Genomic DNA, 15,627 nt, shown 5'->3' on the forward strand with positions numbered 1-15,627 from the left:
CTCATTTTTTACTTTATCTAAAGTGTTTATTAATTATCTTTTCAATATTTTTATTATCTTCATTAACTATATATATTAAATTTGTACCTTTAATCTTAAAAATACTACTTTCTAAAAGTGAATATGCATCAGCATTATAATCTTTAAAACTACTTTTTTTATTATCTATGACTTTACTTATATTTTCTTTATTAGCTTTTAATAAATCCTCATCTTTAAAATTTAAAACTAAAATTTCTTTTGGATTCATGTTATTATCAGATTTATAAAATATATAGTTATTTATATCATTTATAGAAACACCATATATTTTCCTTAAATCATCTATTGTACCTTTTTTATAATCTTCAGTTATAATCTTATTAATATCCTCACTTAGAGCATCTATATTCAATTCCTTTTCTTTTAAAAATGGATAAGCTAAAATAAAAATTAATACTACAAATAATATCTCAATAATATAAATCCTTGAATATTTCCCTCTAATCATCCTTTTACTCTCCTATCAAAATGCTTTCCTTTAACGTCTCTAGCCAAATATTATAAAACTCATATTTAAAATGAATCCCATCTCCCTCATATAAATCTATTCTGTTACTAATTTTAGAATTTACATCAACATATGTTGCATTTGTTTCAGCGCAAACCTCTTTGATAATATTTCTAAATTTATATATATTTTCATTAGTTAATCTATAGTTAGTATTTATGGCATTACTCATTACATCTGTAGGTGAAATTGCATATATTTTTACTTTCGGTAATTCACTTCTTATGCTATTAATTAAACTTATATATGTTTCTCTAAACTTATCTTCTGTTAAATTTTCATTTAAACCATCAAATTCAATTACATCATTCATGCCATAAAAAAGAACTACAATTTCAGGATTTATTTGCTTAATCTTATCTATTTTACTAATTGCATCTTTGACATTATCTCCTTTTTCAGCTATAACATTATACTCATTAACTAATTCATAATCTATTAATCCTTCTGTTATTGAATCACCTAAAAATACAGTATTCTTATATAACTGATAAAAACTAATTTCTTCAGAAACTTGTATTTTTTCTTTATCTTTAGATTTTTCTTTTTCTAGTTTAATACTATTTTTAACAGTTTCAATATCATTATTATTATTTAAAACTTCTACAGCTTTATTAATTGTTTTATTATCATTAATCATGATAGAACTAAAAAAAACTCCTCTTATACTTATAAAAATTAATATTATACTTAATAAAATTAGCATCAATCTCTTCATATATAAACACCTCATATTAATTTATAATAAAATTATACTTACATTTATTTTTAAAAAGTTACAAAATAATTACATAGTAAATACATATTTGTTATTTTAAATATAACTTTACTACTTTAATATGACTTAATGCCTAAAATAAAGTTGCAAATATAATGAAAATATGTAATATTAAATTTATAATAAATTTAATTAGACATAAATATATAAGCTTTTTCCATCATATTTTTAGGAGGATTAATCTAATGGATGACAAAAAAAGAAACATACTTTTTACTGAAAGTGAAATAAAAAATAGAATTGATGAACTTGGAAAGGTAATAGCAGAAGATTATAAGGATAAAAACCTTTATGTACTTCCTTTATTAAGAGGAAGCTTTATATTCGGAGCCGATATCTTTAGAGCTATAGATTTAAAAGCTAAAGTTGGATTTATGACAACTTCAAGCTATGGTCACGGTGAAGAAAGTACTGGAGAAGTTAAAGTTGTTAATGATATCCCTGATAATATTGAAGGTTTTGATGTACTTATAGTTGATGATATAATAGATACTGGATATACTATGGAATTTGTAATTAACTATGTTAAAAGTCGTGGTGCTAAATCTGTTAAGACTTGTACTCTTTTAGATAAGCCATCTAGAAGAAAAGTAGATTTAAAACCAGATTACTGCTGTTTTGAAATTGAAGACTTATTTGTAGTTGGATATGGTCTTGATTATGAAAGTTACTACAGAAATGTACCGTACGTATTTAACTGGGAAAGTAAATAAAAAGCTGCATTTAGCAGCTTTTTTTCAGTTAACAATTAACATTTAACAATTAGCAATTAAGGAAGTAATTTGTTCCAAATTACAAAATTTAATTTCTTCTAATTACCAAAACTCCCACAGGAGTTTTTTCATTAATTTTTCATTATTCATTCTTAATTTTTCATTGTGCGGTAGCACATTTTTTAGTTTTTATTTAAGTCTATTGCCGTTGACGGTGTTTTACCTACAATTATTGTTTCTGATATTGGAATTTGAGTTACTACTTCTACTTCTTCACTTTTAAATGGAACTATAACTTTCATCTTCATATTTACATTTAAATATATCTTATGTCTTGTCTGATTTATACCAGCACTTTCAAAAATAGATTCATAACTACTAGATATATTCCCAACTTGGGTCATTTTCACACCTATATCTGGCCCTAAATTATAAAAAACTAAGTTCTTAGTCATATATCCTAAAGGTACCTCTAACCCAATTTCTTCAAGCTCACCTATTCTTCTATTAGCTTCTAATACTAATTTTGAAGATAAGTAATTTAGTTTTACAGTATCAGCTCTTAGCATTGTAATATTTCCTTCATTATCTTTATCTGTAATTATAACTTCTTCATAATTAAAATCCTTTGAATAAATATCTAATGCTGTTTCATTAATTATTTCTGTAGCCTCTCTTTTCATCCTCTCTTCCCCTATAGATAATACCGCTGGTAAAATATTTTTATTAAATAGGTATATTATGGAATTAAATAAAATAAATATGGCAATAATAGCCAATATAGTCTTAGGGTGTTTAATTTCAAATCGCATTTTAGGTTTTTTTGTATAATAGTTCATAGGCACCTTCTAGAGTTATTATTTTACTCTTTATATAAATATGCTATAATAAACTATATTATTTATTTCAAACCATTAAATAATTATTGATTATGAGGGAGGAACAAATGGCTAATAAAGAAACTTCAAGATCAGAAAAAAGCCAAGCTAATGTTAAAAAGAAAGCAAACAATAGCAAAAGAAATAAAAAGAATAAAAAAGATAAAAATCAACCGAAATATAAAAAAATATTGAAAGGAACATTTCTTGGAATACTAATTGCTGGTCTTTTATGCTTTGTTGTGGGACTTGGCTATATATTTGCAATTATTAAAAGCACTGACCCATTAGATGTTAATGCGGTATTAAATTTAAACGAGCCTTCAATGCTATTTGATAGCGAAGGAAACTATATAGACAATTTACCTACAGAAGAAGAAAGATATAAAATAACACTAGATGAAATGTCACCATACTTAAAAGATGCTTATGTTTCAATTGAAGATGAACGTTTTTATAAGCATAGTGGTGTAGATTTTAAAAGAACTATAGGATCTGCCTTAAGCTCAGCAATAACCTATGTAACAGGCAAAGGAAATATCCAAGGTGGTTCCACTTTAACACAACAATTAATTAAGAACACATTACTTACTAATGATGTAAAAATAGAAAGAAAGGTTAGAGAAATCTATCTTTCATTAAGTCTTGAGAAAAAATTAAGTAAGGATCAGATATTAGAAGCCTACTTAAATACTATTCCTCTTGGAGGAAGGGTTTATGGTGTTGAGGCTGCTTCTAAATATTACTTTGATAAAAGTGCAAAGGACTTAAATTTAGCTGAGTCAGCTTTTTTAGCTGGTTTAACTCAAGCCCCTACAACTTATAGTCCATATTATCCTGATAATGTAGAAGATCCTACAATTTACTTAGATAGAACTAAAACTGTTCTTATGAAAATGAAGGAACTAGGTAAGATAAGTCAAGAAGAATATGATGAAGCTTATGCTTTTACTGATGCAAATAGCTTTGCATTTTCTCAAACTGTTATTACTTACAAGATAAACTATGAATGGTTTGTATATCCTGCAATAGATCAAGTTAGAAAAGATTTAAAGGAAACATATAAATATACAGATGAAGAAGTAGATAGATTATTCTCTACTGGAGGTCTAAAAATTTATACTACTATGGATAGAGCTATGCAAGATTCTACCCAAGCAGTATTAGATGATAGAAATAGTATTAAACAACTTGATATATACGCAAACCCAGAAGTTACTGATGATACAGGAACTTTAAGGTTACAGGCTGCTGCATCAATTATTGATTATAGAACTGGTCAGGTAAAAGTATTAGTTGGTGGTAGAGGTGATCAACCAGCCAGATCTACTAATAGAGCTTATGATGCTCTAAGATCAATAGGTTCTACAACTAAACCAATAACTGTTTATGGACCTGCTATTGACACTAAGGCTATTACAGCAGGTACTGTTTTTGATGATGCCTTATTGCCTGATTCAATTAAGGCTAAATATCCTGGATGGAACCCTCAAAACTGGGACTTTAAATCTTCAGGATATATTACTGCTAGGCAATCCCTTGCTTTATCTAAAAATGTACCTACTATTATGGTTGAAGATAAGTTAGGTGTTGAAACTGGTCTTTCTTATGCAGAAAAACTAGGATTAATTTATGGTCCAGAGTCAAAGACATTATCTGTACTATCCCTTGGTGAATTTACTGGTGAAAACTCAGATGGTACTTACGATGGTGGTAATCCATTTATCCTAGCTTCTGCTTTTGGTACCTTTGGTAATAATGGTGTACGAGTTGAACCTACATTATATACTAAAGTTATAGATGGTAGTGGTAAAATATTATTAGAAGCTAATCCTAATAAAGAACAAATATTTTCACCACAAACAGCTTATATTATGAGAGATTTACTTAAGGGCCCATTGACCTTTGATGGTGCTTTAGCAAAACTTTCTAATATGCCTGTAATTGGGAAAACAGGAACTACTAACTCTGTTACTGACTTCCTATTTGCCGGACTTACACCTTATTATTCAGGTGCTGTGTGGATTGGATATGACAACCGTGAGCCAATGGGTGGAGCAAGTTACAGTTCATCTGCAGCTTCATTATGGGGAGCTATGATGGCACCAATACATGCTAACTTAGAATATAAAGAATTTGATGGAAATCCTGGTGGAATTACTACAGCTACTATTTGTATGGACTCTGGTAAGAAAGCTACAGATCTTTGCGCTAGAGATCCTAGAGGCTCTAGAGCATATTCTGAAATGTTTATTTCAGGGACTGAACCTAGTGGTGTATGTGATGTTCACGTTACAGCTAAAGTAAATAAAAACAATAATAAGTTAGCTACTGAAAATACACCTAAAAATTTAATTGTAGAAAAAGTTTTTATTAAGAAAACTAGCTCAAATAAAAACACAGCAGATGCTCAATATGTTCTTCCAACTGAAAAGGATGATAGTAAACCACAAGTAAATGATGAAGAATTTAAATTATCTGATTTAGGTATTAAGGTAGGAAGTAATGCTGATGATGCAGTTAGTATTCTTCAATCTAAAGGTGTAAATGTCACAATTAAAAATAACGACTCAAAAAATAGAACAATTAAATCCATTTCTACTAATAAAGCTAAAAAAGGTGATACCATAACTATAGAACTTGAGGTTGATATTCCAGGAGAACCTGGCGATGGAGCTAGTGGTAATAATAGCGAAAATGGTAACGGAAATGAAAATGATAATAACACTGAAAATAATGGTTAATAATATTAAATAATATTTATAAGTAATAAGGATGATTATATTCATCCTTATTTTTTTATCATTTTTACTATTGAATTATAACCTTTAAACTTATTCATTTTATATTGATTTGCACCTAAAAGCACCTGTTTTTTAACATTTTTATGAATATTTCTTATTCAATTCTTGCATTTTTATTATAATTATTATATTATATCTATTAGATAATTTTTTACTAAAGAAAAGGGGAATTGTTATATGAAATTATTAAATGACTTAATTTTGACATTCAATGATGTATTATGGACTTATATATTAATTGCGATGTTAATAATCATTGGACTGTATTTTACCTTTAAAACTAAATTTGTTCAATTTAGAAATATTAAAGAAATGTTTAGACTACTTGGAGATGGAGCTAAGTCTAAAGATAGTAAGGATACTATTTCTTCCTTTCAAGCATTTTGTATAAGCACGGCTTCTAGAGTTGGTACTGGTAATTTAGCCGGTGTTGCTACCGCTATAGCTATAGGTGGACCTGGTGCTATATTTTGGATGTGGCTTATAGCGTTAATTGGTTCTGCTTCAGCCTTTATAGAATCTACTTTAGCTCAGATATATAAAGAAAAAGATGGCTCTAACTTTATAGGCGGACCAGCTTATTATATGGAAAAAGGTCTTAAAAAAAGGTGGATGGGAGTAATTTTTGCAATATTAATTACTATATCCTTCGGACTTGTATTTAACTCAGTTCAATCTAATACTATTGCTCTTTCACTAAATAGCTCCTTTGGGTTTGATACTAAAATTATTGGTCTTATCTTAACTATACTAACAATAATAATAATCTTTGGTGGTGTTAAAAGAATAGCCGACGTATCAAGCGTCTTAGTTCCTATTATGGCTATAGCTTATATATTAGTTGCTTTGTTTATAGTATTAAAGAACTTTTCTGCTATTCCTAGTGTTCTTTCATTAATATTTGAGAATGCCTTTGGTATTAATCAAGTTGTTGGTGGTTCTATAGGTGCAGCTCTAATGCAAGGTATTAAAAGAGGATTATTTTCAAATGAAGCTGGAATGGGTTCTGCCCCAAATGCAGCTGCAACTGCTACTGTTTCTCACCCTGTAAATCAAGGTTTTATTCAAACCCTAGGAGTATTTACAGATACCCTTATTATCTGTAGTTGTACTGCATTTATAGTTCTATTATCTGGTGTTCCACTTGATGGAAGCATTAAAGGTATTGAACTTACTCAACTGGCAGTTAGTTCACAAGTAGGATCTTGGGGTAATACTTTTATTTCACTATGTATATTATTATTTGCTTTTAGTTCTATTGTTGGTAATTATTATTATGGTGAAGCAAATATTCAATTTATAACTAATAAAAAAATATACTTATCTATTTACAGAATATCTGTCACTTTAATGGTATTCTTTGGTTCACTTGTAAGCATGGATATAGTATGGAATTTAGCTGATGTATTTATGGGATTAATGGCAGTAATTAATCTAATAGCTATTGTACTACTTAGTAAAATTGCCTTTAAAGCATTAGAGGATTATACTACTCAAAAGAAGGCTGGAATTAAAAATCCTGTATTTAAATCTTCTTCAATTCCAGAGCTTAATGATGAAGTAACTGAATGGAAATAGATAGTACTGGCGCACAATGTAAAATTAAGAATAAATAATGAAAAATTAATGAAAAACTCCTGAAGGAGTTAATAATAATAATAATAATAATAATAATAATAATAATAATAATAATAATCGTTGATGTTATTGCTTTGGACTTGCATCAACGATTATTTATTTTAAATTTTAAGTTTTTATTGACTGTTTTAACAACAGTTTCATTATTAAAAAAGAATAGATAATTATATTTAACTATCTATCCTTCATATTCTAAATTATAAAAATATCTAATTCAATTTTGTTAATTCTAAATTAAAGTTAACTACTTCTTTATTATCTGCTCTAATGAAAGTAGTACTATCTTCTTCTTTATTATCTTTATTAGTAACTTTACACTTAAACTGATATGCTAGTACCATTTCATTATCAGAAACTGAAATATAAAATAGCATAGGATCATTTTGTACTTTATAGTCTAATCCTAATGTTTTATAATTGCTGTCTAAAATACTTCTAGCTTCCTTCTTGTCAATATTAATATCATTTATATACTTGATGTCTCCTATTGGATAATTAATATATCCCTCTAGCTTTCCAGTATTATTATTAATAATTATATTTATATCCTGTTTATAATAAGGGTGTCCATCTTTTAATTTATAAAAATTAATATTATAAATTGGTGACTGTAAACCCTCTTCTATTTTAATTTCTTTAAATAAATACTCATCTTTAGTTAATTTACTTAAATAACTTTTAGCCAATGAAACTGCTTCTTCTGATGTAATCCTAGGAGGATTCTCACTAACTACAGCTGGAATATTCTTATTTGAAAAGCCTAAAACTTTATAGTCCTTATCTATATCTACCGCGTAACTACCAATCATTACAGAATATTTAATTTTTGAACTTTTACTTGTAGCTTTATTTAATGCATCTTCTTCAATGGAAGCTTTAAATCCATATTCGACATTAATAATATCCTCATCGTAAAGTTCTTCAATAAAGTTTTTAGCAACCTTTACTTCCTTATTATCTTTATTAAGAATTCTACTTACTAAGACTATTATAAGTACTATCAAAATAACAACTATAATACTTGAAATTATGCTTATCTTCTTAGGTCTCATTGTATCCTCCTTACATATATAAAAACCTTTAGATTTTTAATACAATGAATTATTATTTTCTCTCTATATTTTAACCTATTTGCATAATAATATAAAGCATAATTTAAATAAAAATGGACATATGTAAGTTTTCTTATTTCATTACTTTACATTAAGTAATTTAAAACTTACCTATATCCACTTTCTACCTTTAAAATATAAATTATATTCCTACTAATTTAATATTTTACCTTACAAATATACCTTTATATTTTTTTATTTTATCCGATAGCTAGAATTGCTAACACTCCCACCTTCTATAAGTGGGAGCTAAGCACTGCTACGCGCCTGGATTAGTTTTTCTAACCTTCAGATGGAATAGGCATCCTGCACTCTGTGAAAGTGATTCACACAAAATACAAGATTTTGATTCTCTACTTTTTAAGAAAAACTCCACCTGAAGATAAGAATCACTTTATACAACCTATAATTTCATTTATGTCCTCAATTCCTTGGCTCTTTAAAAATGCTTCCATTTCTTCTATTATTTCTTTACCTGCCATTGGATTTGCAAAGTTAACAGTACCTATTTGAATAGCTGTAGCACCTGCCATCATAAATTCTATTGCATCTACTCCAGAAGATATTCCACCTAAACCTATTACAGGTATATTAACTGCCTTTGATACTTCATGTACCATTCTTAAAGCTATTGGTTTTACAGCTGGACCTGATAGTCCTGCATATCCATTATTAAATATAGGCTTTCTTTTATATGGATCTATAGCAAAGCCTTTTAATGTATTAATTAAAGAAATTGAATCCGCCCCTGCTTCTTCACAGCTTACTGCCATTCTTACTATATCTTCTGCATTTGGTGAAAGCTTAACCATAAGTGGCTTATCTACAATTTTCTTAATCTTTGATACTACATCATAAGCTACATTTGATTTAATTCCAAAGGCCATCCCCCCAGACTTAACATTAGGACATGATATATTAAGTTCTATCATATCTATATCAGTTCCAACTAGTCTTTCAATAGCTTCTTCATAATCTTCCATACATCCGCCACCAACATTAGCTATAATATTAGTACCTAAAGTTTTCATTCTTGGTAGTTCTTCACTTATAAATTTATCTATTCCTGGATTTTGAAGTCCTACTGAGTTCATCATTCCAGATGGCGTTTCATATACTCTTATTCCTTCATTACCATCCTTAGGATTTAAAGTTAACCCCTTAGATGATATTCCTCCAAGTATACCAACGTCATAAAAGTCATTGTACTCTCCTCCAAAACCAAAGGTTCCTGAAGCTGCAATTACTGGATTTTTAAATTCTACTCCATTTATATTTACCTTTAACATTCTAAATGCCTCCTTTGATTTTAAAGTTCTACATAATAGCCATCAAATACTGGACCATCTTTACATGTTCTCTTATGTCCATCCTTAGTTTTACAAGTACAAACTAAACAGGCCCCTACACCGCAAGCCATATGTTTTTCCATAGAAACTTGTATTTTAACATTCTTTTCCTTACACATTTCAATAACTTTTTTCATCATTATTTCAGGTCCACAACATAATACAACATCATAGTTTTCAGGCTTTAACACATCTGTTACAAAACCTTTATGACCATATTTACCTGTATTAGTAGTTAAATATACTTCATCTGCATACTCTTTTATCTCTTCAATTAAATATACTTCATCTCTAAATCCTGCATATAAATCTAACTTGCTTGCATTATTATTTTCTCTAAGCTTTTTTGCAACTTCTAGCATTGGAGCAGTTCCTATCCCTCCAGCTACTAAGGCTACTCTACCTAGGTTCTCATCTATCTTAAATCCGTTTCCAAGAGGTCCTGTTAAGTTAATATAATCGCCTTTTTCTAATACTGCATATTCCTTTGTTCCTTGTCCAACTACAGCATATAGAAAAGTTATTGTTCCTTCATTTTTTTCACATACACTTATTGGTCTTGGAAGTAAAGTTTGACCTTCAAGTTTCAACATATAAAACTGTCCCGGCTTTACTTCATTATTATCTTCCACTACCATCTTATATATATTGTCAACTATTCTCTCATTTAATAAAACCTTAGATTTAGTATAAGCCATGGTTCTCATCCCCCTAGATATTTTCTACAGCTTCTCTTATTTCGTCTCTCATTCTAATAGCTTCTTCTCTTGCACATAGAGCAAATTCTTTTTCTCTTCCTTCTTGCTTCTTATAAGCTAAAAGTATAGCTCTAGAAGAATTAACAACTCCTCCGTTACCATTATTTAAATACATAGCAACATCTGTTGCCTTTCCACCTTGTGCACCATATCCAGGAATTAAGAAGAACATATTATCAAATCTTTTTCTAATTTCAATTCCTTCTTCTACATGAGTACAACCTATTACTCCACCTATAGCTGAATATCCACAATCACCTACTATTGAATCTCCAATAGCTTTAAGCTTATCTCCAACTACCTTATAAACATCTCTTCCATCTTCAGTTTTTAACATTTCTATATCTTCTGCACCTTTATTAGAAGTTCTAACTAATGTAAATACTCCCTTAGTTCCCTTTTCCATATAAGGTACATATGGTTCAATACTATCCATTCCCATATAAGGACTTAATGTTATGAAGTCAGCTTCAAAATCTCCTTCAAAGTGAGCCTTTGCATATTGCTTTGCTGTTGCAGCAATATCTCCTCTTTTTATATCAGCTACTATTATTGCATCCTTTTCTCTTAAGTATGATAATGTTTCTTTGTAAGCTATCATTCCATCTATTCCTAAAGCTTCATAATATGCAATTTGCACTTTAAAACATGCTGCTACATCATTTGTTGCATCTATTATTTGCTTATTAAACTCAACTATAGCTTCTACATTACTTCTTCCTTCAAATAAGTGTTCTGGTATATATTCTAAAGCAGTATCTAGTCCAACACATACTACTCCTCTTTCCTCAACCCTTTTATATAACTTATCTACAATAATACTCTTCATATTGTCCTCCTATTTTTTATATAGTACTTTTCCTTTTCTTATGGTCATTTTAACTTCTCCATAAAACTCCATTCCCTCAAAAGGAGTATTCCTAGCCTTTGAATGGAATTCATTAGAATCTACTTTTATCTTTTTGTCTAAGTTAAGAATAACTAAATCCCCATCAAATCCTGGACTTATTAATCCTTTATTCATTCCAAGGATTTTAGCAGTATTCTTAGACATTATTTCACTTAATCTATTTAATGTTATAGCCCCTGATTTAACTAAAGAAGTATAACATATTGAGAAGGATGTTTCTAGTCCAACCATTCCTGGTGATCCTTTTTCTTTATCATCCTTTGTATGAGGTGCATGATCTGTTCCTATACAATCTACTACCCCATCCTTAATTGCTTTTATAATTGCGTCTACATCTTCTCTTTCCCTTATAGGTGGATTAACTCTATAGTTGTTAACCTCCTTAGTTAAGCAAATATGATGTGGTGTAACTTCACAAGTAATATTATCATATTCTTCTTTAGCTTCTCTTATATAGCTTATAGCCTCTTTAGTGCTTACATGGCACATATGAAGTCTTGCACCTGTTTCTTTAGCTAAATATGTATCTCTTAAAGTCATAATATTTTCTGCCATAGTCATATCTATATCAGAAAACCCTCTATCTTCTGCATGAGACATAATAATCCAGTTATTTTCCTTAGCCTTATTCATTGCTTCATACATTATTTCTGAATCCATAACACCAACTCCATCATCTGAAATTGCCTTAAGTCTTTCATCAGAAGCAAAGTCATCTAAATGACTAAGATCTTTTCCGTTAAATCCTTTAGTAACAGATACACATTGATGTAAATCTACTAAATCTAATTCTTTTTCTCTATTTCTAACTCTTTCTAAAACTTCTTTGCTTGAACAGATTGGCTGAGTATTTGCCATTAAGCAAACTCCAGTATATCCTCCCCTTAAAGCAGCTCTAGATCCCGTTTCTATATCTTCCTTATATGTTAACCCTGGTTCTCTAAAGTGAGCATGAGTATCTATAAATGTTGGCATTACAGTAAGGCCCTTTGCATCTATTACTTCTATACCTTCCTTACTTAAATCTAATCCAACTTCTTTAATGATTCCATCTTCTATTAAAATATCCCCATTAAAATCTTGTGAACTGTCTACTACTCTAGCATTTTTTATTAATATATTCATAATTTCACCTCATACCTTTTATAAATCTGATAATTTCATTATATGGTCGCAAAAATCACACTTATATGTTCCTTTATCTTCATTAATTAAATTAAAGGTATGTGAAACATATTTCTCTTCAGTAGTAATACAATTCCCATTGTTACATTTAATAACATCAACTACTCTTTCAGGTAGTTCAGGATTTATTTTTCTTACTATCTCTCCATTCTTAACTTCATTAATAGTTAAGTGTGGTGATAATAAGCTTAATATTGTATAATCTATATCCATGATATTTTCTATTTTAATGATGTCTTTTTTACATGCCTTTTTACTCTCTACATTCATAATTAAAGCAACTTGACTATTTACCTTATCTAAGTTTAAATAGTTAAAAATCTTTATTCCCATTCCAGCCATTATATGGTCTATTACTAACCCATTTTTTATACTAGTTATTTCTAACATCTAAACCACCTCCAAAAGCTTTGCAATTAATGCCATTCTCACATACATTCCATACTCAGCTTGTTTAAAATAAGATGCTCTCTTATCTTTATCTACTTCTATATCTATTTCATTAACTCTTGGTAGTGGGTGCATAACTATCATATCATCTTTAGCTAATTTCATCTTTTCTACATCTAATATATAACTATCCTTTAATCTTAAATACTCTTCTTCATTAAAGAATCTCTCTTTTTGAATTCTAGTCATATAAAGAATATCTAACTCATCTATTACATCTTCTAACTTTTCTACTTCTCTAAATTCCACATTATTCTTTAATAAAATTTCTTCTCTTATATATGTTGGTATTGAAAGCTCTTTTGGAGATATTAGAATAAACTTAGTTCCTTCATATCTTGACATAGCTTTAATTAAGGAATGAACAGTTCTTCCATTTTTTAAATCTCCACATATTCCAATAACATGATTATTTAATCCTTCTTTTAGTGATTTGATAGTTAAAAGATCAGTTAGTGTTTGAGTTGGATGCTGATGACCACCATCTCCTGCATTAATTACAGGAACCTCTGAATACATACTTGCAAGTTTTGCAGCACCTTCTTTAGGATGTCTCATTGCAATTATATCAGCATAAATTGATACCATAGTAATAGTATCCGCTAAAGTTTCTCCCTTTGCAGTTGAGCTTGAGTTAGGTTCAGAAAAACCTAGTATCTTTCCTCCAAGTCTCATCATTGCAGCTTCAAAACTAAATCTTGTTCTAGTACTTGGTTCATAAAATAGAGTTGCTAATATCTTTCCATCACACACATTAGAATACTCTTTTGGATTTGCTATTATTTGATGTGCTAAATTGAATATTTCTTCTAATTCTTCCTTAGAAAAATCCATTGGGTCAATTAAATGTTTTTTTGTCATATTCATCACTCCTTATTAACATCTCAGTGTTAAATTTAAAGGTCTATAAGTTATAATTAATATATAAGTCACATAAAAAAAGCCTTCCTTAAACTTAAGGAAGACATAATAAGCCTGTAGTATTTATTAATACCTAAATCTCCCTTATTAATCTCTCTGGATTAAGTTAAAGGTCTTCGTTTTCATTAGAATACCACTTCTATACAATGTTGTCAATAAATCTTTAGCAATAAATTTCTATATTATATATATTAATCATTTAATTTAACTTAAATTTTTATGTTACTTTTAAATAATTATTCAATTTAGATTAGTATCACTTACATATTAAATTACATATTATAAATTATATCAAGAACACTAAATCTATATTTTAAAATTAAAGATAAAGGAGGATCTATATGTCACAGAATAAAAATTATGATACTTCTAAATATGATTCTTATCTTGATAATATTTATGATGATTTTAATACCCAAAATATAAATAATTTAAATAAGAGTAATAACACTAATAATAATCTAAATAATTATTTAGCATTATTATTTCAAATACAAAAACAACTTCAAGCTCAATTACAACGTCAGGAACAAGAACAAAGACAACTACAAGCACAGCTTCAGGCTCAGCTTCAAGCTCAGGCCCAATTACAATCTCAGCTTCAAGCGCAATTGCAAGCTCAGTTACAGCTTCAATCTCAAGGCCAAGAAACTACAGACACAGATACAACTACAAATAGCCAGCCAATCAATATTAATATTACAGTAACTAATGGGCTTACTTCCACTGAAAGCGAAACTGAAACTACAGCCGCTGGTGCTGCTGCAGGTTCTGCCTCTGGTTCTGCTGCTGGGGCTTCCAACGATAATCAAAATGCTTTATCTTCTACTGCTGGTAATGATAATGTTACTGTTCCAGTAAATGTTGATGATATAACCATATAGTTAATCATTAACCTTCCTGTAATATAATTATTTATAAAAATATTTTCTCATAAACATCTTAGTTCCCTATTAATCTAAGATTAAATTATATTTGGGTCTTACTAGAATCAAAGTTCTAGTAAGGCTTTTTAATTTACATTAGAAAGATGTAGCAAGTTAATATGAAAAATTTTTAAATCCAAATTTTTGACGATTTTTTGACGAATAACTATACTTAACAAAATAAATGATTATAAAAATAGTAATTTCGAACATTTCCCTTTTTATATAAAACATAATATTATTGTCTATAATTAACCTATAAATGAATATTTTAAATCATCAATAAAAATAACACCTAATGCATGCAAAACATTAAGTGCTATTTTTATTTTTCGGGGAATTTTTCAACCATAATACTTGTTACCAAGTATTATTTAAATATATTTTATTTTTTTATATTAGAATTTTCAATATTAATTTACAAAATTTCACTGTGACACTTCATTCTCTATATTTATTTCTTCATTTATATAATATCGTAGTCATGTACCACCAGCTTAGCTGGTGGCTTGATTAAGCCCTATAAGGGCATGATACTGGCGGCACTACTCGTGCTCTGAATAACTGCCAATCGCAAAACAGTTTCAGCTACCACCCTCATCGGGTGGTTTTCCTATTTGCTACTTTTTACCGGCGATCCCGTGAACGGGTCAAT

Annotated in this window: 14 protein-coding genes; 4 read left to right on the forward strand and 10 right to left on the reverse strand. The window is 28.9% G+C overall.

The features are described from left to right. Nucleotides 1–13: 13 nt before the first annotated feature. Nucleotides 14–490 carry a DUF4358 domain-containing protein gene (locus E5347_RS06900; RefSeq protein WP_136005786.1) on the reverse strand — a complete coding sequence of 159 codons (477 nt, stop codon included), beginning with the start codon at nucleotides 488–490 and terminating at the stop codon, nucleotides 14–16. A 4-nt stretch (nucleotides 491–494) separates the two neighbouring features. After that, nucleotides 495–1,268: a GDSL-type esterase/lipase family protein gene (locus tag E5347_RS06905; protein ID WP_168354917.1), complete on the reverse strand. Its 774-nt coding sequence runs from the start codon at nucleotides 1,266–1,268 to the stop codon at nucleotides 495–497. Between the two features lie 245 nt (nucleotides 1,269–1,513). Here E5347_RS06905 and hpt point away from each other — a divergent pair, with 245 nt between their 5' ends. After that, nucleotides 1,514–2,041 carry a hypoxanthine phosphoribosyltransferase gene (gene hpt / locus E5347_RS06910; protein ID WP_136005789.1) on the forward strand — a complete coding sequence of 176 codons (528 nt, stop codon included), beginning with the start codon at nucleotides 1,514–1,516 and terminating at the stop codon, nucleotides 2,039–2,041. 182 nt (nucleotides 2,042–2,223) lie between these two features. On the opposite strand, the gene yunB is transcribed toward hpt, so the two are convergent. After that, a complete protein-coding gene (yunB, locus tag E5347_RS06915; RefSeq protein WP_136005791.1) occupies nucleotides 2,224–2,880 on the reverse strand; it encodes a sporulation protein YunB in 657 nt (218 codons plus the stop codon). 107 nt (nucleotides 2,881–2,987) lie between these two features. Between yunB and E5347_RS06920 the strand changes: the two genes are divergently transcribed. Both E5347_RS06920 and E5347_RS06925 read left to right on the forward strand, forming a co-directional pair. After that, nucleotides 2,988–5,663, forward strand: a complete 2,676-nt coding sequence (locus tag E5347_RS06920) for a transglycosylase domain-containing protein (protein ID WP_136005794.1) — start codon at nucleotides 2,988–2,990, stop codon at nucleotides 5,661–5,663. A gap of 237 nt (nucleotides 5,664–5,900) precedes the next feature. Then, nucleotides 5,901–7,301 (forward strand): alanine/glycine:cation symporter family protein, encoded by a 1,401-nt coding sequence (locus E5347_RS06925; protein ID WP_136005796.1) that lies wholly within the window; start codon nucleotides 5,901–5,903, stop codon nucleotides 7,299–7,301. A gap of 269 nt (nucleotides 7,302–7,570) precedes the next feature. Here E5347_RS06925 and E5347_RS06930 read toward each other — a convergent pair whose 3' ends face one another. The 7 genes from E5347_RS06930 to pyrB all read right to left on the reverse strand — a co-directional run bounded on the left by E5347_RS06930 (nucleotide 7,571) and on the right by pyrB (nucleotide 13,986). Next, nucleotides 7,571–8,413: a hypothetical protein gene (locus E5347_RS06930; protein WP_136005797.1), complete on the reverse strand. Its 843-nt coding sequence runs from the start codon at nucleotides 8,411–8,413 to the stop codon at nucleotides 7,571–7,573. Nucleotides 8,414–8,862: 449 nt separating this feature from the next. Further along, on the reverse strand, nucleotides 8,863–9,762 hold the full coding sequence (locus tag E5347_RS06935) for a dihydroorotate dehydrogenase (protein ID WP_136005799.1): 900 nt from the start codon (nucleotides 9,760–9,762) through the stop codon (nucleotides 8,863–8,865). A gap of 20 nt (nucleotides 9,763–9,782) precedes the next feature. Further along, a complete protein-coding gene (locus tag E5347_RS06940) occupies nucleotides 9,783–10,520 on the reverse strand; it encodes a dihydroorotate dehydrogenase electron transfer subunit (protein ID WP_136005801.1) in 738 nt (245 codons plus the stop codon). A 13-nt stretch (nucleotides 10,521–10,533) separates the two neighbouring features. Then, entirely contained in the window at nucleotides 10,534–11,409 is an 876-nt protein-coding gene (pyrF, locus tag E5347_RS06945; protein WP_136005803.1) for an orotidine-5'-phosphate decarboxylase, read from the reverse strand. 9 nt (nucleotides 11,410–11,418) lie between these two features. After that, nucleotides 11,419–12,615, reverse strand: a complete 1,197-nt coding sequence (locus tag E5347_RS06950; RefSeq protein ID WP_136005805.1) for a dihydroorotase — start codon at nucleotides 12,613–12,615, stop codon at nucleotides 11,419–11,421. A gap of 18 nt (nucleotides 12,616–12,633) precedes the next feature. Continuing rightward, entirely contained in the window at nucleotides 12,634–13,065 is a 432-nt protein-coding gene (locus E5347_RS06955) for an aspartate carbamoyltransferase regulatory subunit (protein ID WP_136005807.1), read from the reverse strand. Beyond that, entirely contained in the window at nucleotides 13,066–13,986 is a 921-nt protein-coding gene (pyrB, locus tag E5347_RS06960; RefSeq protein ID WP_207670452.1) for an aspartate carbamoyltransferase, read from the reverse strand. 401 nt (nucleotides 13,987–14,387) lie between these two features. On the opposite strand from pyrB, the gene E5347_RS06965 reads away from it, so the two are divergent. Then, entirely contained in the window at nucleotides 14,388–14,930 is a 543-nt protein-coding gene (locus E5347_RS06965; RefSeq protein WP_136005810.1) for a hypothetical protein, read from the forward strand. Nucleotides 14,931–15,627: the final 697 nt, after the last annotated feature.

Source organism: Clostridium sartagoforme (assembly GCF_004794105.1).
Classification (GTDB): Bacteria; Bacillota; Clostridia; order Clostridiales; family Clostridiaceae; genus Clostridium; species Clostridium sartagoforme_B.